The sequence below is a fragment of the Chryseobacterium sp. CS2K3 genome, from assembly GCF_059515185.1.
The window spans coordinates 135,174-154,070 of sequence record NZ_JCAKRW010000007.1; the positions used below are offsets into that span (position 1 = coordinate 135,174).

Annotated in this window: 18 protein-coding genes; 13 read left to right on the forward strand and 5 right to left on the reverse strand. The window is 31.1% G+C overall.

Annotated features, from left to right (window positions below):
* Nucleotides 1-97 precede the first annotated feature (97 nt).
* Nucleotides 98-799, forward strand: a complete 702-nt coding sequence (locus tag AC5YGG_RS13640) for a DUF1826 domain-containing protein (RefSeq protein WP_496145020.1) — start codon at nucleotides 98-100, stop codon at nucleotides 797-799.
* A 133-nt stretch (nucleotides 800-932) separates the two neighbouring features.
* Nucleotides 933-2,735 carry a POTRA domain-containing protein gene (locus tag AC5YGG_RS13645; protein ID WP_496145021.1) on the forward strand — a complete coding sequence of 601 codons (1,803 nt, stop codon included), beginning with the start codon at nucleotides 933-935 and terminating at the stop codon, nucleotides 2,733-2,735.
* A 61-nt stretch (nucleotides 2,736-2,796) separates the two neighbouring features.
* Here the strand turns inward: AC5YGG_RS13645 and AC5YGG_RS13650 are convergent, their stop codons facing one another.
* The 4 genes from AC5YGG_RS13650 to AC5YGG_RS13665 all read right to left on the reverse strand — a co-directional run bounded on the left by AC5YGG_RS13650 (nucleotide 2,797) and on the right by AC5YGG_RS13665 (nucleotide 6,750).
* Complete coding sequence (locus AC5YGG_RS13650; RefSeq protein WP_496145022.1) at nucleotides 2,797-3,216, reverse strand: helix-turn-helix domain-containing protein; 420 nt, start codon at nucleotides 3,214-3,216, stop codon at nucleotides 2,797-2,799.
* A complete protein-coding gene (locus tag AC5YGG_RS13655) occupies nucleotides 3,191-3,949 on the reverse strand; it encodes a tetratricopeptide repeat protein (RefSeq protein ID WP_496145023.1) in 759 nt (252 codons plus the stop codon). Before AC5YGG_RS13655 ends, AC5YGG_RS13650 begins: the two co-directional genes overlap by 26 nt.
* 1,250 nt (nucleotides 3,950-5,199) lie before the next feature.
* Entirely contained in the window at nucleotides 5,200-5,715 is a 516-nt protein-coding gene (locus AC5YGG_RS13660) for a phage tail-like protein (protein WP_496145024.1), read from the reverse strand.
* Nucleotides 5,716-5,733: 18 nt separating this feature from the next.
* A complete protein-coding gene (locus AC5YGG_RS13665; protein ID WP_496145025.1) occupies nucleotides 5,734-6,750 on the reverse strand; it encodes a phage tail-like protein in 1,017 nt (338 codons plus the stop codon).
* Nucleotides 6,751-7,305: 555 nt separating this feature from the next.
* Between AC5YGG_RS13665 and mnmE the strand changes: the two genes are divergently transcribed.
* The 11 genes from mnmE (at nucleotide 7,306) to AC5YGG_RS13720 (ending at nucleotide 18,258) form a co-directional block, all read left to right on the forward strand.
* Nucleotides 7,306-8,691: a tRNA uridine-5-carboxymethylaminomethyl(34) synthesis GTPase MnmE gene (mnmE, locus tag AC5YGG_RS13670; RefSeq protein WP_496145026.1), complete on the forward strand. Its 1,386-nt coding sequence runs from the start codon at nucleotides 7,306-7,308 to the stop codon at nucleotides 8,689-8,691.
* Between the two features lie 160 nt (nucleotides 8,692-8,851).
* Nucleotides 8,852-9,991 (forward strand): tyrosine-type recombinase/integrase, encoded by a 1,140-nt coding sequence (locus AC5YGG_RS13675; protein WP_168237406.1) that lies wholly within the window; start codon nucleotides 8,852-8,854, stop codon nucleotides 9,989-9,991.
* Nucleotides 9,988-10,812 (forward strand): hypothetical protein, encoded by an 825-nt coding sequence (locus AC5YGG_RS13680; RefSeq protein WP_496145027.1) that lies wholly within the window; start codon nucleotides 9,988-9,990, stop codon nucleotides 10,810-10,812. Before AC5YGG_RS13675 ends, AC5YGG_RS13680 begins: the two co-directional genes overlap by 4 nt.
* A gap of 99 nt (nucleotides 10,813-10,911) precedes the next feature.
* Entirely contained in the window at nucleotides 10,912-11,196 is a 285-nt protein-coding gene (locus tag AC5YGG_RS13685; RefSeq protein WP_168237404.1) for a helix-turn-helix transcriptional regulator, read from the forward strand.
* Between the two features lie 88 nt (nucleotides 11,197-11,284).
* Nucleotides 11,285-12,514, forward strand: coding sequence for a primase-helicase family protein (locus AC5YGG_RS13690; RefSeq protein WP_496145028.1), 1,230 nt, complete (start codon nucleotides 11,285-11,287; stop codon nucleotides 12,512-12,514).
* Between the two features lie 214 nt (nucleotides 12,515-12,728).
* Complete coding sequence (locus AC5YGG_RS13695) at nucleotides 12,729-13,559, forward strand: DUF8464 domain-containing protein (protein WP_168237403.1); 831 nt, start codon at nucleotides 12,729-12,731, stop codon at nucleotides 13,557-13,559.
* A 124-nt stretch (nucleotides 13,560-13,683) separates the two neighbouring features.
* Nucleotides 13,684-13,986, forward strand: coding sequence for a plasmid mobilization protein (locus AC5YGG_RS13700; RefSeq protein WP_168237402.1), 303 nt, complete (start codon nucleotides 13,684-13,686; stop codon nucleotides 13,984-13,986).
* Nucleotides 13,983-14,825 carry a relaxase/mobilization nuclease domain-containing protein gene (locus AC5YGG_RS13705; protein ID WP_496145029.1) on the forward strand — a complete coding sequence of 281 codons (843 nt, stop codon included), beginning with the start codon at nucleotides 13,983-13,985 and terminating at the stop codon, nucleotides 14,823-14,825. Before AC5YGG_RS13700 ends, AC5YGG_RS13705 begins: the two co-directional genes overlap by 4 nt.
* A gap of 4 nt (nucleotides 14,826-14,829) precedes the next feature.
* Nucleotides 14,830-16,647 (forward strand): type IV secretion system DNA-binding domain-containing protein, encoded by a 1,818-nt coding sequence (locus tag AC5YGG_RS13710; protein ID WP_496145030.1) that lies wholly within the window; start codon nucleotides 14,830-14,832, stop codon nucleotides 16,645-16,647.
* A gap of 10 nt (nucleotides 16,648-16,657) precedes the next feature.
* Nucleotides 16,658-16,867 (forward strand): hypothetical protein, encoded by a 210-nt coding sequence (locus tag AC5YGG_RS13715; RefSeq protein WP_496145031.1) that lies wholly within the window; start codon nucleotides 16,658-16,660, stop codon nucleotides 16,865-16,867.
* Between the two features lie 14 nt (nucleotides 16,868-16,881).
* Nucleotides 16,882-18,258 carry a GIY-YIG nuclease family protein gene (locus AC5YGG_RS13720; RefSeq protein WP_496145032.1) on the forward strand — a complete coding sequence of 459 codons (1,377 nt, stop codon included), beginning with the start codon at nucleotides 16,882-16,884 and terminating at the stop codon, nucleotides 18,256-18,258.
* A gap of 127 nt (nucleotides 18,259-18,385) precedes the next feature.
* Here the strand turns inward: AC5YGG_RS13720 and traM are convergent, their stop codons facing one another.
* Complete coding sequence (gene traM / locus AC5YGG_RS13725) at nucleotides 18,386-18,823, reverse strand: conjugative transposon protein TraM (protein ID WP_496145033.1); 438 nt, start codon at nucleotides 18,821-18,823, stop codon at nucleotides 18,386-18,388.
* Nucleotides 18,824-18,897: the final 74 nt, after the last annotated feature.

An 18,897-nucleotide genomic window follows, 5' to 3' on the forward strand; every position in this document is an offset into this window, starting at 1 on the left:
TGGAATCCGTTTGATGATATGAACATCACATTTCCATATTTGTATTCTGGTTAATCCTTATTTTTGCAAAGATTAAGTACAAAAACCAGCTGTAAATATGAGTAGTAATATGTTTTCTGACAATAAGCAGACAGAGGTTGTTTCTGATTTTCCGGAACTTGTAAATACCAAATTTCAGGGAAATGTAAATGCAATTTGCTGGAAAAGAAATTTAGATGGTGATTTTGAAGAAATTGTATCGAAACTTCAGCTAAAAGAGGATATTACAGAAATTTTTCCCAGCGACCTTTTAAAATTACAGCTCTCAGCAAAAGGAATTGTAGCAAGGGATATTATTCTCAATGATTTGCAGTTATTGACGGATTCTGGAGCCTTGCCTTCACTCAATCTTCTGAAAAATTATGAACGGGACGAGGAATTTGATTTCATCTCAACAGATGTTTATTCATATCATGTGGATCGTTCACCTATTGGGACAGATACCTTTTTATGTACTTATTATGGTGCAGCAAGTGATATTTTACCCAATGAACAGGCTGTACAAAAAATACTGATTCCCGAGATCCGGGAAAAACTCAAACAACTTCATGATGGTCATGAAGAAGAATTTGAAGACTTTCTGAAAGACTGTTTCTTTGACCTTCATTATCACGCTAAAGCTGATGCAACACCTACAAATCTTGGCTTGGGAAACCTGTGGCGACTGGCGGTAGATCATCCGGAACAAAACGTTTTGCCGTGTGTGCATAGAGCCCCTTTTGAAAATGAAAATGAATATCGTCTGCTTTTAATCTGTTAAAATCTTTCGATAATACTAGCCATTATAGTTGTTTTTTTATCTAAAAGGAGTATCTTTAAAAATATAATTCTTTTTTTACAGTCTGTTGACGTGTAAAATTATTGCTCCAAACTGTATAGAATTTTGATGATTAATGAATAGATCGATTGTAATTGTTGTTTTCTTTTTATGTGGTGTTTTCTCATTAAATGCACAGGAAAAGAAAGATTCACTTTATTATAAAATAGAAGAGTTTTCCGATAAAAGAAAAGTTACCAAATTTCTTCATCGTTTCATATTTCGTAGAGAAGCAGATTCAACCTCTGTTAAGTCAAGAACCGAAAAATTATCACAGGAAACTTATAATAAAAAATATATCCGTACTATTAGGATCGAAACCATTGACCCTTTTGGGTATGATTCCAAAGATCAGAAGGAAAAATTAAAATGGTACGACTGGTTTACAGATCATCTTCATGCTACAACAAAAACGTCTACCGTTAATAATTATTTACTTTTTAAAGAAGGAGAGGAGTATAACGCTCAGAAACTTTATGAATCTGAACGTTTGCTAAGAACAATGCCTTTTATAAACAGGGTGAATATCAGTGTTTCTGAGGATACTTCCGACAAGGATTCTATTGATGTTGTAGTCAAAGTTCTTGATTCCTGGAGCTTAAAACCAAGAGTAAGCTATTCTGGGAGCAAAATAGGATTGGGAGTAACGGAAGAAAATGTATTGGGTTTAGGGCATACATTAGATTTTCTTTACAGAAATGATTCTAAAGAAAAGCAGGATTATCTTATAGGGAGCTATACCACCTACAATCTTTTTGGAACATATATGAATGCTCAAATTCTTGGGGAAAGAGATTTTTCAAGAAATGAAAGAATTAATTTCAATATCAGAAGAGACTTTTTCTCTCCTTTGACAAAATGGGCAGGTGGTTTTACTTTTGAATATTTTATGCGGAATGTTGTGCTTCCTATAGAAACTGATACTGCAGAATTTCCGGAAGCCAGGATTAAAGTTTACAGCCAGGATTTATGGGGTGGTTATCAGATACCGGTTTCATCCGATCCCAGCGAAAAAGTTTCCAGTAATATTGCCGTGATAGGAAGATTCCAGAATTATCAGTATAAAGATAGCCCAGGAATTGATCAGTATAAGTATTTCAGCTCTTATAATAGTTTTTTGATGTCTGTAGGGCTTATTAACAGACGCTTTTCTGTTCAGAGAAATATTTTTCAGTATGATTTACCTGAAGATATTGCTTATGGAAATTCTGTGAATATTATTGCAGGTGGTTTATCCAGAAATAAAGAAGTGAATCCGTATGTAGGAATTTCCGCATCTTATGGTAGTTTTACAAAGCTAGGATATTTTACTTTGAAAGCTCAGTTTGGGAGATTCTTTAATGAAGATAATCAAAACAAGGAATCTTTCCGTGTAGACGGAACCTATTTTACCAATCTTACGGATTGGAAATTTGCTAAAGTAAGACATTTCTTTTCACCTACTTTAGCCTTGGGAAATCCACAGCACAACTATTCTTACAAAGATAGGATTAACCTTTCTTCATCAGATGAGTTTCCAGTTTATAATGCAGATTATATCGGAACTAAAAAAATGGTTCTGAGGTATCAGCTTCAGATGTTTATAAATAAAACATGGAAAAACTTTCATTTTAGCCCCTATTTAACAATGGCTGTTGGCTGGTTGGGGATGCCGGATGAAAAGCTATTGAGTACCCATGCCAATACTAAAATAGGAGTGGGGGTTCTTATTAATAATCCATTTTTGGTTTTCAACAGGATTCAGGTTTCTTTTACTTATTATCCTCGTGTTCCTTTTGATAATAACTCAATGTTTGATTTTAACAGTAACCGTAATAATCTTCTTCCAATGAACAGCTTTGCAACGGAGATCCCGCATTTTGTAAACTTTGGAAATTGATAGAGATAAAATCATTTACACTAAAATGAAAGATGGTATTGAAAAATAATCTGTTGTCATTTTATACTTGGGAAACTTCATGAATACTATTCTCATTTTTTAAATGTTTAATGAAATAGGATGGAGTTACTCCGTGCTCATTTTTAAAAGCATTAACAAATACCTGAGTAGAGGCATAGCCACATTCCTCAGCAAGATAACTTATTTTATATTCTCGGTATTTTTTTTCATTATATAGTTTATTAGTGATATAATTGATTCTTAAACTATTGATATAATTATTAAAATTCTGAGTTTTACTTTTATTAATAATCTGGGAAAGATAGGTTGCGTTTGTTTTAAACTGGCTGGCAAGGAGGTTTAGTGAAATATCACGTTTTAGAAATTTCTCCGATGCTTCAAATGCTTCCAGCTTTCTTAGGAGCTTCTGTTCCGTTTCAGAATATATGGTATTGTTATAGACGGTTTCCTTTTTTTTCAATATCCGATTTCTGTACAGATTTTTCACTATTCAGTTTGTCGATCAATTCGTCATATTTTTGGTGGTACTTGCGTCTTCCGTACCTATTGTATTGCTGGGCGGCTATTATGATTAGCAGGATAATTCCGCCAGAAGCAAAGAAAATATTTCTTCGGTCCTTGTGAAATTCTGCTTCTGCCTTTTTTGTTGATTTATTGATTTGGTTTCTGGCATCATTTACAATAGCTTTTCTTTCTACGCTGTCTTTACTGTCCTTTAATGCAGTATATAATTTCAGATATTTGCGTTCTTCTTCAGCATTTTGCAAAATACCATAAGCATCTTTGAGACGGCTAAATGCTAGTAGTCTTTCCTCTATTTTTCTGTTTGTTTTTTCAAGTTCCAGTACTTTTTTAGAATATTCGATGGCTTTTGTATAATCTTTCTTTTGAAGATAAAAATTACTTACAGATTCGTACACTTCCATACCTGCTCGCTTAAAATACTGGGGATGCGTTGTAGAATAACCCATCGCTTTTTTAAAACACTTTTCAGCGAGGTCTTTTTTCGAGGGATCACCACTTTCATTATAAGCAATTCCCATATTCATCAACTGAAAAATGAGAAAGTGATAATAAATAATTTTCTGATGTGCCGTCATAGGCGTAGTCGGAATAGCTTCTACTGTGGCAAGACTTTTTTGGGTGTAATATACAATAGAATCACATATACTTTGACAGCTGTACACTTTCATACACATATTTAAAAATTTAACCTATGTTATAATTGATATAAATGGCTGATTTTCATATATGTTTATTTGTATATCCCTTTAATGAAAAAAATCTAAAATGTTTTGAATTCATCACACCCAACTTTTTTCACTACTATCTCTTTGTAAGATTACAACACCTAAGCGCGATAAAAGTAAACCTACTATAGTATACAATGCTTATTTAATTATTCGAAAGCAGCCTTAATATCCAACCGAAACGGATTATTATAGTTTTTTGTTTAAAGGTGATTTTTGTAGCAAAATACAATAGGATAGCAATTGCGTCATCTTATCATACATTAGCTTTTAATTATTTTACATAAAAACACGCAAACAACTCATAAGTAAGTAATCTTTATCGTAAAAAAACATTTACATTTTTAAATTCACTTAATTTTATAAAAACAACATTGAATGAAATTAAATGATTGAAAATCAAATATTTAATACGTATTTAGATTCGTAGTGTAGCTATGTCGTATGTGTTTTTTTGGAAATAATTACGAATATTAAATATGTTTGCCCTGTGAAAAATATTATTATTTGAAATTGAAGTTAAAAAGCAATTCATTTAAATATTATAAATCTTCCCGCCTTCAATTGCAGCGATTAAAAAGCTAAAGGCACAAATGATGAAAAATCTGGGAACAGGATTTATTTTTACAGGCTAAACAAGTATACAACACAAACGAAGAAAAAAAGAGGCCTATATTAACACAATACTCTACGATGAAACTATATCTAAAAAGATATACAATCTACTAAATTGTTTAGCTAAAAGAGATTACAATTACCTCATTGTAATCTCTTCTTTTTATCACGTATACTGAATCAATCACAAAAGTTGTGGACTATGCAAAAAGTTTGGTTAATCTAAAGAGAAAATTTTTATTGAAGAAACGCATTCTTTTAATCGCAAAGAAAGATATTCAAATACTTTATTTCAGGAAGCTAAGAAGATACCTCGTCGCTGAAAAAGTTTGTGGATAGGCATTCGCTTAGAAAGAATCAATAAAATTGATTCCATCCTTTGCTTTCTTAAGAATATGAGATAAGGTTAAAAACTTTGCGTTAAATTAAATTATAAAAATTTGATCCTCAGTATTTTGATATAGATCAATATATTGCTTATAAAATAAAAAAAGCAGTGGTATAAATCATTATACCACTGCTCCAATACACATTATAAACTTATATAAACCGGATTTCCGGCATGATTTATATTTTAATTATTTCCAGTAATTCCATACTGATCCGTCAAATATAGCTAACGTTTTACTTGCTGTATCATAGCACATCATTCCCGGATATGGGTTCTTCACATTTAAATGGGGTGTTGCGATCTGTGGAAGGATCATTGCCTTATCTGAAGATTCCAATATCAATACACCGTCTGCGGTACTGGTTGCAGCCCCCATAATTACTCCTTTCCCTAGCTCTGAAGATGTATTCGCAACAATGGTACTGGAGTTTCCGGCATCTGAAAGTGATTTCCAAGTATCGTTTTCATATACTTTCACTTTATTATCAGTCACATCAAAGATAAAGGTTCCATTTACTAGAGTTCCGGTAGGAAGTCCGGATGTTGCCGGAAGGATTAATCCTTTTGTATTTCCTGCTACATTATTGAAATCCAAAACTGTGCTACTGCCGTCTACCACTTGTTTTCCAATAGCTACCTGAGCAATAGAAAAGTTAAAAATAACAAGTGTAGCTACTATAATTATATTTCTTATATTTTTCATAATATCTTATCAATAAGATTAATTGTTACAACTTCTTTCTACACATTTCCAATGAGTTCCATTATAAAGCTTTACGCATTTATCCTGGATATCATATAACAGCATTCCTTCTTTTGGATCTGCAATTGCATCTCCCGGTTGTGGAGTCTGGCTTACGTGCTGAACTCTTGTAATCACAAAACCTTTATTTTTTGCTTCCATAGCAAGAAAACCATTAGGTACATTTTCAGGCCATACACTATTTTTCTGTTGTACTGTAATTCCGAATTTGGTAAAACTATCAGGAGTCCCTGTGGTACCAGCCTGCGTACAGAATGAATCTATTTTATCAATAATCACAGGTGCATTACCACAAACACCTTTATCGTCTGATAATCCGCTAGGCCAAAGAGATGGGCATGTAGCTGACGTAGCATTAGGACCACAGAAACTTGCATTTCCCATACCGAGACCTATAACAGATCCCATAGCGATTGCCACAATCTGGCTATCATTACTTATTACTGAAGCTCCACCACCTCCACTTACCTCAGCCTTGGCAATACAATAAGCTCTTCCTGTAGGTACGCCTACATACTTAACAGATGGATAGGTCGTAGATTGTTGTGTAAAGGTTCCACATATTTCTACCACACTGTTTGTTCCCATTTCTATCATAGAAGTACGTCCCGGATAAAATCCTCCTGAGCTTGGATCTCCCTGAACTACAGCTCCTGTAAGAGAAATAAATGATTTTGTTCCTAACCTAACTCTTGAATCTTTATTACTTCCATAAACTCCGATTGTAATGGACCCATTAGATTTCACACTTGCCCCATCAGCAATTTCAAGGTTTCCCATAACCTGAATACCTGATACTTGAAACTGTCCGGACTGAACAATAAGAGTTACCCCATCAGGAATACTTACACCGCTTGATGTTGTATATCCTCCATTGATGCAATAAGTATTTCCAGCAGTCATTGGCTGTCCTGTGTACGGTATGCACTGTGCGTTTATGATGTTGTAAAAGGTAACCATTAATAGAAAAATCATTTTCTTATTAATATTGAAAAAAATTAAATCCCTCATGTTTTTTTATAGTATTTTAACGAATTATTTTCATTTTATTGACAAAAATATGATATTTTCACATCCACGTTCGCCTAATCAACAATTAACATACCAAACTTGTAAATAGCAGTAAAATAATTAAATAATACTGTATCTACTTTTCGTTTATTGAAGAATACTTTTTATAATATCAGATTTAAAACAAATACAAACAACTAAAGAGCAACATTTTATCTACTTAAAATTAGAGATATTTAAGATATCTTTTTATATTATTTAAAATTTCAATATTATGATCAATAATATGGGTTTGGTGATTATGAAAAAACAAAACACATGTTTAAGAATTTCATTAAAAAATGAAACTTTAGACACTTTATTCGCGTATTACTAAGATTTCACTTTTAAATTTAACTACATGAATTGATAGTTTTAACCTATATATTTATAATTTCAATCAGTAAATTCAAAAACCAAAGATTTTCCAGAATTGTTTGTCCTGAATACAATTTGCTTTAAAAAACGTAAATTTGTGCCATGAATAACGATACCATTTGTGCACTGGCTACAGCCAATGGAATAGGTGCCCTAGGCATTATCAGAGTATCAGGAGATGATGCTTTACCTATAGTTCAGAAAAGTTTTCCAGTAAAAAAGCTGGAAAAACAGAAGTCCCATACTATTCATTACGGATATTTTATGGATGGTGAGGAAGCTATTGATGAGATTATGCTTTCAATTTTTCTGGCTCCAAAAAGTTTTACTACAGAAAATTCTGTGGAGATTGCTTTTCACGGTTCTCCCCATATTGGTAAACGTATTCTTGAAACCCTGATTAAAAATGGAGCCCGAATGGCTAAAGCCGGAGAATTCACTCTACGCGCTTTTATTAATGGAAGGATAGATCTTTCCCAGGCAGAAGCTATTGCAGACGTAATTGCTTCAGAAAACGAGGCTTCCCGAAAGGTCGCAATCAATCAATTGAAAGGAGGAATTACTAATGAAATATCTTTATTAAGAACTGATCTTCTGAATTTTGTTTCTCTTATTGAGCTGGAACTCGATTTTGCAGAGGAAGACGTAGAATTTGCAGACAGAACAGCTTTGAGTAGCTTACTTGATAAAATTGAATTAAAATTAAATTCTCTTATTGAAAGTTTCCAATACGGAAATGCGATCAAAAACGGAACAGCCGTAGCTATTATCGGAAAACCGAATGCAGGGAAATCAACCCTTCTGAATGCTTTACTTAAGGAAGAAAGAGCCATTGTAAGTAATATTGCCGGAACAACCAGAGATACTATTGAAGAAGTTCTTCATATCAAAGGTCATGCTTTTCGTTTAATTGATACTGCCGGTTTACGTGAAACTGTGGATGAAATTGAGGCTATTGGAGTAAAAAAAGCCAAGGAGAAGGTAGAGAATGCTAATATTCTTGTGTATCTAGCTGATGCTGCAACTGAAGATTTTGCTGAAGATATTGAGATGATTCAATCTTTATTGAGAGAAGATCTGAAATTAATTATCTGTGCAACAAAAATTGATGAGGTTACTCCTACAAAGTATGAAACTGTAGAAAATATTTTCAGAACTGAGATTAAGCATGAGTTTGACTTTATTAAGATTTCAGCGGTTGAAAATCAAAATATTCAGGATCTTAAAAATGAATTATCATCTTATGTTGAGCATTTAAAAACTGAAGAAAATAATGTTGTGATTACTAACCAGCGTCATTTTGAAGCACTTCAAAAATCATTAGATGCTGTAAATAAAGTAAAAGAAGCTATTACTTTCCAGATTTCTACAGAATTATTAGCATATGAACTAAGAAATGCATTGGAACATCTTGGAGAAATTTCCGGAGAAGTTACTAATGATGAAGTGCTGGGGAATATTTTTTCTAAGTTTTGTATCGGGAAATAAATTCATTTTCTTTTAGTTTCTCTTGTTTTCTTTTATTTGATTTACAGTAAATTAACTTATTTTTATTTTCTTATTTAAGAGTTTGTTTTTACTTTTGTTACATCTTTAGTACACCTTTCAATATAAAAGGTGTACAAATGTACATCTGTAATATTATTGTATGAAAATTACTCTTAAACAAAAGCTACTTAAAAATGGAATGGTTAGTCTTTATATTGAATACTATAAAGGCTCAACAAGTGATTCATCAGGAAAAAGAATTCATCTAAGGGATTTTGAGTATTTGAAAATTTATTTATACCAATTTCCTAAAACTGCTCAAGAAAAAAAAGAGAATAAAGAAAATGAAAAACTGGCAGAAAATATTCTTTCAATACGCAAAGCAGAATATGTACAGGGAAAATTTGATATAAAGAACACTAGCAAATCCAAAAGAAGATTTCTTGAGTATTTTTCTGAAAAGACAGAAGAAAAACAGAAACAAGATACTTCTAACAATTATGGAAACTGGTTTTCTACCCTACAACATTTAAAGAAAATCATATCACCAAACTTTACTTTTGATGAAGTTGACGAAAACTTTATTAAAAAGATTAGAAATTATTTTGACAACGAAGCAAAAACTAAGAGTGATCTTCCATTATCCCAAAATTCTAAATATTCTTATTTCAACAAATTTAAAGCATCATTAAGGAACGCTTTTGATGAAGGCTACCTTTCTATCAATTATGCCAGTAAAATAAAATCATTTGAACAAGCCGAAAGTCAAAGGGAATACTTAACATTTGATGAGTTGCAAGCCCTAGCCAGTACTCAATGTAAATATGATGTACTCAAACGTGCTTTTTTGTTCTCTTGTTTAAGTGGGCTTCGATGGAGTGATATTAATACAATGGTTTGGTCAGAGGTAAGAGACGAGGGTGAAATAAGCAAAATCAACTTCCGCCAGGAAAAAACAGATGGAGTTGAATATTTATACATTTCTCAACAAGCAAGAGAACTACTTGGTGAAAGACAGTCTCCGGAAGACAGGGTTTTTCGTGGGCTTAAATATGGGATGGTTTATAATACTGAAATTGTAAGATGGTGTAATAGGGCAAGTATCTCAAAACATATAACATTTCACAGTGCAAGACATACAAATGCTGTTTTATTATTAGAAAACGGGGCAGATATTTATACTGTCTCTAAAAGATTAGGTCATCGTGAAATTAGAACAACAGCAATTTATGCCAAAATTGTAGATAAAAAGATGAAAGAGACCGCCGAAATAATTCCTGAACTTAAAATTAAATTATGAAAAAGAATCGTTTTATAATCAAGGCATATTTATTTATTGCTTTAATTATTGTTATTTCTGCACTTCTACTCTGGGGAATTTATTTCTTTTCTTTAGAAGACAGAGTTTTTTTATTAAAACTACTCTTGTTTTCTTGTATACTATTTACCTTTTTCCCTTTTTTTAAAGTTAATATTAAATGGATTCTAAATTATTTTCTTTGCATAGATAACACCTGGTGGGATAAAAGAATTCAAAGACCAAGAATACTTATATATATAGTTTATTTTGGAGTATTATATCTAGTCGTTACAAACTTTCCAAGTAACAAAAATGATTATGTACTAATACTAAATCGTCTTTCACTTATTTTTTACCTTCTCATTGGATCTTTTGTGGTTGGAAGATTAATTTGGTCTAAAAAATTTGAAACCCTAATTCTTCCTGAACTTAAAAATATTGTTAGTCATGATATCAAGATTATGACATCAGATTCAAAAGTTTTAGATTCTCTAATAAATGATAACAAAAGTAATATTGATAAAAGCTCAATAGAAGATTTTAAAAAACTTTTAAATGGAGAGAAATTGGATTCTAGAATTAAATGGGTTGGAACTTCTGGCAAAAATAGTATTACATATACCGGAATTTTTTTAGTGTTACATTCGGTAATTGAAGGAGGCGAAATTAAATTTTCGAGAGAGAAAAGAAAAGCCTTAATGAATTTCATTACGGATAATTTTGTAAAATTTGAAGAAGAAGAAATTAAAGAGATTTCCTTTAATACTATTAATGGAGCATACACCAACTTTATATTACCCAATAATACTCTAAAAAGATAGTCTAAACTCATACTAAAAGGGACTTTTAGAGTATCAGAGTATTTTTTTACTTACATCACAGTCTTTCCTTTGCTGTCATAAATCCAAAAAAAACAAGCAATGGAAAGTAACCTAATCTTACAAAAGCTTAACCGACTTGAAAAATTATTAGTCGGTGCAAAGAGTATTTTTAATGTTGAAGAACTTGCAGATTATACAGGTTTTAGTAAATCGTATATCTATAAGCTTGTACATTCTAATATTATTCCTTATTCAAAACCAAACGGCAAGACTTTATTTTTTGAAAAGTCTAAAATAGACAATTGGCTAAGAAGCAACTATTCTAAATCCGATACGGAAATTACCGAAGAAGCTGAAAATTATATTTTCAAATCTCAAAAATAACAAAGCGCAACTATTGCAGTAGTTACGCTTATATCTTTTGTTTAATCAATCCGTAGTACAAATATACGGATTTATAATCCAATTACTTATGAACGAGGAAAATCCATATATACGTGTGGGAACATCATACTATAAGATCATTCGAAAACCAACAATATCAGGTGATACAATTTCTCTGATGTCAAAATGGAATAGAGAAACAATAATTATTGATCATGGTAAAGATTTTATCAGTAATATTCCTAAACTAGATGATTTTATTTGTATTCCCGACAATCTAAATTATGAGAGGATAATTGGTAATTTTTACAATACTTATAATGAACTTCCATTTAAACCAGTTGAAGAAAAAGTTGATATTGATTCTCCGAAAATTGAAAAATCAATTTTATTTCTCAATCATATTTTTGGAAATCAATTTCTCCTGGGGATAGATTATCTAAAAATCCTTCTAGAACTCCCTACTCAATATCTACCAATACTTTGCTTAGTAAGTAAAGAGAGAGCGACCGGAAAAACGACAATGATAAAGTGGCTTAAAGCTATTTTCGGACTTAATATGACCTATATTAAAGGGGATTCCTTTAGTTCTCAATTCAATGCAGATTGGACAGCTAAACTTATTGTTGCCATTGATGAAGTATTTTTTGACAGAAAAGAAATCACAGAGCGTTTAAAATATCTTTCCACAACGGATAAAGATAAAATTGAAAGAAAGGGGCATGACAGAGAAGAAATTGATTTTTTCGCAAAGTTTATACTTTGTTCGAATAACGAGGACAATTTTATCCAGATAGACGAAAATGAAATCCGGTTTTGGATTATTAAAGTAAAACCTATCAAAGAAGAAAATACAGAGTTCTTACATCAGCTAGTCAATGAAATCCCCTATTTCCTCTCTTTTCTGTTAACACATCCATTTACAACAGAAAAAAAATCAAGAATGTGGTTTTCTCCTAATGAAATTAAAACCGATGCACTACGAAAACTGGTTTGGAGAAACAACAATAAACTTGAGAGACAAATGATAGAACTTTTCAATGAGATTTTTGAAAATTTTGATGAAAACGAAATACAGTTTACTCCAACGGATATAGTATCAATGTTAAAAACTATGTTTAAAGCATACTGGTCGGTGTCTGATGTTAGAAAACTATTGAAAAACAACTGGAAAATAGAACCGAAAAACAATTCTTTAGCCTATGTAAAATATGATATTGAATATAATGGAAGCTTTTATCAGCTAAATAAGATTGGAAGATATTTTACAGTAAACAGAAATTTCATTACAGAAATTTATGATGAAATGATGAGATAGATATATAAACATCTAATTAATAACAAATTATAATTCATCAAAAGCTCATCAAAATAAAAATTAACACTTTTTGATGAGATAACGATGAGACAATTAAACAATTGTTTGATGAATTGATGAGTATTTGATGAAGTAACAAATCAATGAAAATCAATTATATACTTTCATTTTTCATCAACTCATCAAATTTCCAACTAATTCAAACCCGAAATTTATGAATTGCCAAACTCTAAATAATAATATAAGACTGGAAGAAGTTCTGGCTTCTCTAGGACACCTACCTGTAAAATGTAATGAAAAAGAAGCTTGGTTTCTTAATCCTTTTGGACTAGAAACAGAAGCATCTTTTAAGATAGATAGACATAAGAACGTATGGTATCTATTTTCTGAAGGCAAAGGAGGAAAAACAGCAGATTTTATTGTGAAATACTTCAACTGTTCTGTTTCCGAGGCTTTATCATGGGCAGAAGAAAAAAACTTTAATTTTTCTTTTCAAAAGCAAAACGATTTATCAAAAGCTAATATTAATATTACTGAAGTCAAACCACTTTCTAATTATTATCTCAAAAAATATCTTAAAAGTAGAGGGATTAGTAGTAAATCTTATCATCTACTTAATGAGGTGAAATTTACAATCAGCAATAGGAAGTTGTATGCAATAGGTTTTAGAAACCTTTCTGGGGGTTATGAATTACGCAATAGTTTTTATAAAGGATGTACCTCAAAAGATATTTCTTTTATTCAAAAATCAGATGCTTCAATTTCGGTTTTTGAAGGATTTATTGACGCTCTTTCATACCTAGAATTTACTACTTCAAATGCTGAAAGTTTATTGATTTTAAACTCGGTTTCTATGCTTGAAAAAGCAAAAACACAGTTGCAAAATTTTAGCTCAATAAGGCTTTTTCTAGATAATGATAAGGCAGGAGAAAGGTCAAAAAACGAAATTTTATCTTGTTTTTCTAATGCTGAAGATTGCTCAAAACTATACGAAGGCTACAAAGATTTTAATGACTTTTTTATTGACAAGCAAAAAACACTTTAGTTATTACGGTGCATAGGTCGAGAAGTGCCTTTGTCCTGACAAAACCAAATTCCGCTCCGCTACATTTCGTTTTTCAGTCCTAAAGGCTTCTCGTTTTGCTCCCGTTGGTCGCAAAAATTTCACAATGAAAAGGAATAAGAAAATTGAAATCAGAGTTTCAGAAAATGAAAAGAAAATGATTTCTGATAAGGCTGAAAAAACAGGTCTTAAAACTTCCGAATATGTAAGAAAAGCTTCGTTAGATAAGAGTTTGAATTTCCGCTTTTCAAAAGAAGAAATTGAAGCTTGGAAAAATTTGACTTTTATCAGTACAGCGCTCCGAAACCTAACTAATATTTTAAATAAGGAAAATAGAGAGGAACTGATTTCTGAGTTAAAAAACATTAATGAACAAATTAAAGTTGAAATTCAAAAATTCCTAAGATGACAGCAAGTGCAAAATCCATAAGAGGAAGCCGGCAGGGTGTCGATTATTTAATTGCCGAGCATAAAGGATATGAATTAGACAGAAATCTCATTTATGGTGAAACATCCACTGAAATAATGAATAGTTTCAGAATCCAGCAATCTGAAAACTACACATGTGATAAAAAATTTTTCACGGCATACATTAGCCCAGATCCTAAAGACGGACAGAAGTTAACAGATAAAGAGCTAAAGGAAATCAGCCATGACTTTATGAAAGGAATTGGTGTAAATCCTGAAAAGCAAGCTTATTTGGCAATTGTACATACGGAAAAGAATCACAAACATGTTCATTTATTGATCAATCGTATAGACGAAAAAAACAAGGCTATTAAAGACAATTTCATTGTACTTAAAGCTCAAAATACTGTTCACAAAATAGCAAAAGAAAGAGGGTTAACCTCCGCGAGGGATATCATGCATAAAAATCAGGAAAATAAAATTATGCAGTCCAAAGAGATAAAGAAACAAATCTTTGAATCTCATAGCCAAGTAATGAAGATCAAACCCCAAACTTTTTCCAAGTATATGGAATACATGAAAGCTTTAGGACATGAAATAAAGCCAACCATTAATAGGAAGGGGGAAATACAAGGTTTCACTGTAAATGATAAGAAATCAGGACAGGAATTTAAGATGTCTGAAATTAAAAGAGAAATGTCCGCTAATAATCTGGCTAAAGAATTAAAGTATGATTTGGATTATAAGTTTAATTCAGTTTTGGATAATAGTCGGAAAAAACAATTAGAAACTACAAAAAATAAAGAGAAATCACAAAATTTAGGAATAAGTAAAAATTAGAATTATGAATCAACTAGGTTGTTTACCTCAGATATTAAAAGCTTTAGCAGTTGTTACTTGTATAGCTTTTATAGCAGTAAACTTTATGTTTATTACTGCACCAGTCACTAAATATTTTTTACCAGAAAAATATTCACATTCGCTTTTAGGGTTATTTGTTAAAGCCCCAATTTGGTTAAATATATGCTTTTCACTTTTAGGATTGTCGTTCTGGCATATTGTATATAAGTTGGGGAAGTTTAAGAGCATTCCAACCGGTCTCGTATATGTTGGAATTTTCACAGTACTTTCTATCTTTTTAACGGGGCTTATTGGAGAAAAAACAAAATCATCTTTAGGAAATTTGGGAGTAATTCTGATTTTTACTCCAATTTTAATATCCGCTTTTTATCTTATCCGGGATCTAAGTAAGCCCAAGATAAAATATTCACCAATACAAAAATTCGCAAAAGAGGTTGATGATGAAAGTCTAAACTTTAAAACAAAATCAGGAATTATAAAACTAGCTAATCCATTCAGAGGAATTTACATACAAGGTGGTGCAGGTTCTGGAAAGAGTGCAAGTATTTTTGAGCCTATTATCAAACAAATTTCACAGCAAGAATATACAGGTATTCTCTATGATTTTAAAAGTCCTGAATTAACAAATAAGGTTAGGTCAAGTTATTACAATGGCAATGTTTGTCTTAAAAATGTAGATTTTAAAAATCCTCAACAAAGTGATAGGATCAATCCGATTGCACCCCACTATTTAACAAAAAGCGTTATTGCTATTGAATATTCACAAGCATTGGTCAACAACCTTATCCCTGAAAGTATTAAGAAAGCTGATTTTTGGTCAAATAATACTAAAATGATTATTGCAGGAGTAATATGGTGGCTTAAAGAGGAACATCCTGAATATTGTACTTTACCTCATGTAATTAGTTTACTATTACACACTGATATTAAATTACTATTATTAAAAATTTCCCAAAATTATGAAGCCGGAGGAATGGTTTCTTCCTTGCGACAATCATTAGAAAATGAAGCGCAGAATCAAGTTGCAGGTATATTGTCTACCATTCAGACAGCTGTTGCTCAACTAAATACAAAAGATGTATTCTGGATTTTGTCAAAAAACGATGTTGATTTGAATTTAAACAATCCCAAGAATCCAACATTTTTATGTTTAGGAAATGATAGTACACTTCCGCAGGTTTATGCCCCTGTAATTTCTCTAATTATAAGTGTGGGTATGCGACAAATGAACAAACCACAACAGCAAAAAAGTGTTGTCTTGTTAGATGAAGCTCCAACGATTTACATCCCTAACATAGAACAAATTCCTGCCACAGCTCGAAGCAATAAAATTGCAACAATATTCGGAGTGCAGGATTTTAACCAACTAGTCGACAATTATGGACAAGATAAGGCGCAAATCATTATTTCGAATTTAGGAAATCAATTTTTTGGCAGAGTTACAAATGGAAAAACGGCAGAAATGGTTAAAACCCTATTTTCTAAAGAAGACAGAACCTTCATTAATAGGAATACAGGAACAGGAACAAGTGGAACTGTAATACATATTCAAAGTAATGATAGCCAAAGTAAAAGTGAAAATATTCAAGAACGAGACCGAGTAAAAGTTAGTGACTTGATTAATCTTAACCCAGGAGAGTTTTATGGTATCATAGCAGAAGGCGAACCAAAGGAGTTCTTAAAAACTCAATTTTTAGAAGACTTTGCATCTGACAGACCCACTTCTAAAGAATTTGTCAGTGATAAAGAAATGAGTGAAAATTATTTTAGAATTATTGAAGAAAGCAAAAACTTAATTTAAATATTATACAATGAATAATAGACATATCAATTATACTATAAAGCAAATTTTCGAATTACCGGACAAAATAATTTTGGTAGAAAGGGAAACTCAGCAATATGATAATGATTTTAAACCTAAGATTGGAGAATACTATACTTTTAATCTGAATGGCAGACATATTACCACCACAGTAGAACGAATTGAAAACAACATCATTTTTATAAAGAAAACCAAATAACAGAATATCAAATTATGGAAAACAAAGATTTTTATGTAATTGAACTTAAACAGAAAATTAAAGTAGGAATTACACAGGATTTTAAAAGTAGATTTAATAATATTAAAACAGGTTCAGGTATAAAAGATAATGAAATCATCAATGTATACCATTATCCTGATTTAAGTTCCTTAGAATCACGTATTAAAAGATTATTCTCGAAACAAAATATTGCAGGTGAATGGTTTTATAAAAAAGAAATTGTTTTGGATTTTATTGAGAGTTTAAAAGAGGGACATGCTCCTAGCATTGATTTGCTCAAAAAAATAAAAAATAATAGTGTAAAATATTCTAATGTTTTTAAGACTGGAGACTTTCCTTATGAAAACTATGCGATCTTAAAGGAAAATGCAATCAATCTTTTAGAGCAAATAAAATCAGAACGAAGAGGAATTGGCTATCCGGATAGTATTGACTTGGCAAAATTTATGAGAACAAAAAGAGCAAATTATCGAAATATGGTATACTATGCTGATGATGAGTTTAAATACTTTGAACGAAAACCTAATTTCAGTATCGAGAATATAAAAAATAATCAGATTATTGAATGCTTAAGGATTATTAGAAATACAACAGCCAACAATAAAATCAAAGATCTGCTTCAAGATTATATAAATTCAGTTTTTGCTGAAAGAGATCTTTATATTGTAAAAATCACAGAACTTATAAGATCTTTTTTCTTTGATAGTCATAATTCTACTAATGAATTATTTATAGAAACGGATATTTCTTATTCCAATATTGAAATGGAGTTAGACAAAGAACTTAATGTTTATTCTTTATCTAGATATTTTGAAAATCTTAACAAGGATGAATTATTGTTTTTAAAAAATGCAAAACACCACAATTTGCGGGTTTCTATTTTTGGGAATATCGATTTTGATTATAAGGAAAGGTTTTGCTTCTGTTTTTTTGAAGTCGAAAATTATTTACGAGTTTTAAATTTTCTATCAGTAACAAGACTGGAAGAAAATGGAGTAAGATTATTTTTCAATGACACGGATAAATATTCTAAAAGTTATATTTTCCAATACAAATATCATTTATTAAACTCTAGTGAAAAAGAATTTATCAGCTCACTTGAAATAAAAGACATATCGTTTTGCTATATTGAGTTTGAAAAAGATAAGCAAACATATTACTGTTTATTTGATGATATAGAAGTTGTTTGCAAAGAGCTAAAAATTAACTTGGATAAAAATACAAAAGTAAAAGTAGAAGTTGAACCGTTGAATGATGAATCAGGTTTTATTGCAGATATTATAGAATCTGAGAAACAAATAAAGGATGGACGTTTTATTCAAATAAGTTCAAGAAGTCAACTTGATAATTTCCTGAATAATCTATCTTGACGACAATTTTTCAGTCGTCACTTCCTCAGACTACTCGTTTTTTCAAAACGCTTGTCATTCGTTGCTCCTTTGTTCAAAATTTACGTTTATAATCAAAAGCCCGGTGTATTATAATACCGGGTTTATATTAATTATATATCATTAGAATAGCGTTAGTACCACTATTTTGAATTTCAATTGGCTTCTTAGAATTAGGCATTCTTCCATTAAGACCAAATCCTTCTATTCCATTTTCTGAACATACTTTTATTTTAGCAGGATAAACTTTACCATCAATTTTGACAGTACTAACATCAACATAAAGTCGTCCGTCTTGTTCTCTGGCTATTCCAGATAGGATTTGACCTTTTTTTGTAGATACATCAGCAATTGAAGTGGGTTCGGAGAGTATGAATGTTAAAGTACTTCCACTTTGAATTTTTCCACTGGTTAATAATCTTGCTTTTATCTGCTTATCTGGTAAGTTGTTTGACAAAACTTCAGTTTTATCTTCTGACTTAAACGATGTTTGGGCTGATACTGAAAATGCTATGATTAGAGATATAGCTGTTATTATTCCTTTCATATTAAAATGATTTTGTTTTATAAAAATAATTTTTTTCTGATAAATAAAAAATAAATCAAGTATTTATATAATTA

Bases quoted from the DNA above. Each gene is read 5' to 3' on its own strand.
- AC5YGG_RS13640 (WP_496145020.1), top strand. From the start codon at position 98: ATGAGTAGTAATATGTTTTCTGACAATAAGCAGACAGAGGTTGTTTCT.
- AC5YGG_RS13645 (WP_496145021.1), top strand. From the start codon at position 933: ATGAATAGATCGATTGTAATTGTTGTTTTCTTTTTATGTGGTGTTTTC.
- AC5YGG_RS13655 (WP_496145023.1), bottom strand. From the start codon at position 3,949: ATGAAAGTGTACAGCTGTCAAAGTATATGTGATTCTATTGTATATTAC.
- AC5YGG_RS13660 (WP_496145024.1), bottom strand. From the start codon at position 5,715: ATGAAAAATATAAGAAATATAATTATAGTAGCTACACTTGTTATTTTT.
- AC5YGG_RS13665 (WP_496145025.1), bottom strand. From the start codon at position 6,750: ATGATTTTTCTATTAATGGTTACCTTTTACAACATCATAAACGCACAG.
- mnmE (WP_496145026.1), top strand. From the start codon at position 7,306: ATGAATAACGATACCATTTGTGCACTGGCTACAGCCAATGGAATAGGT.
- AC5YGG_RS13675 (WP_168237406.1), top strand. From the start codon at position 8,852: ATGAAAATTACTCTTAAACAAAAGCTACTTAAAAATGGAATGGTTAGT.
- AC5YGG_RS13680 (WP_496145027.1), top strand. From the start codon at position 9,988: ATGAAAAAGAATCGTTTTATAATCAAGGCATATTTATTTATTGCTTTA.
- AC5YGG_RS13685 (WP_168237404.1), top strand. From the start codon at position 10,912: ATGGAAAGTAACCTAATCTTACAAAAGCTTAACCGACTTGAAAAATTA.
- AC5YGG_RS13690 (WP_496145028.1), top strand. From the start codon at position 11,285: ATGAACGAGGAAAATCCATATATACGTGTGGGAACATCATACTATAAG.
- AC5YGG_RS13695 (WP_168237403.1), top strand. From the start codon at position 12,729: ATGAATTGCCAAACTCTAAATAATAATATAAGACTGGAAGAAGTTCTG.
- AC5YGG_RS13700 (WP_168237402.1), top strand. From the start codon at position 13,684: ATGAAAAGGAATAAGAAAATTGAAATCAGAGTTTCAGAAAATGAAAAG.
- AC5YGG_RS13705 (WP_496145029.1), top strand. From the start codon at position 13,983: ATGACAGCAAGTGCAAAATCCATAAGAGGAAGCCGGCAGGGTGTCGAT.
- AC5YGG_RS13710 (WP_496145030.1), top strand. From the start codon at position 14,830: ATGAATCAACTAGGTTGTTTACCTCAGATATTAAAAGCTTTAGCAGTT.
- AC5YGG_RS13715 (WP_496145031.1), top strand. From the start codon at position 16,658: ATGAATAATAGACATATCAATTATACTATAAAGCAAATTTTCGAATTA.
- AC5YGG_RS13720 (WP_496145032.1), top strand. From the start codon at position 16,882: ATGGAAAACAAAGATTTTTATGTAATTGAACTTAAACAGAAAATTAAA.
- traM (WP_496145033.1), bottom strand. From the start codon at position 18,823: ATGAAAGGAATAATAACAGCTATATCTCTAATCATAGCATTTTCAGTA.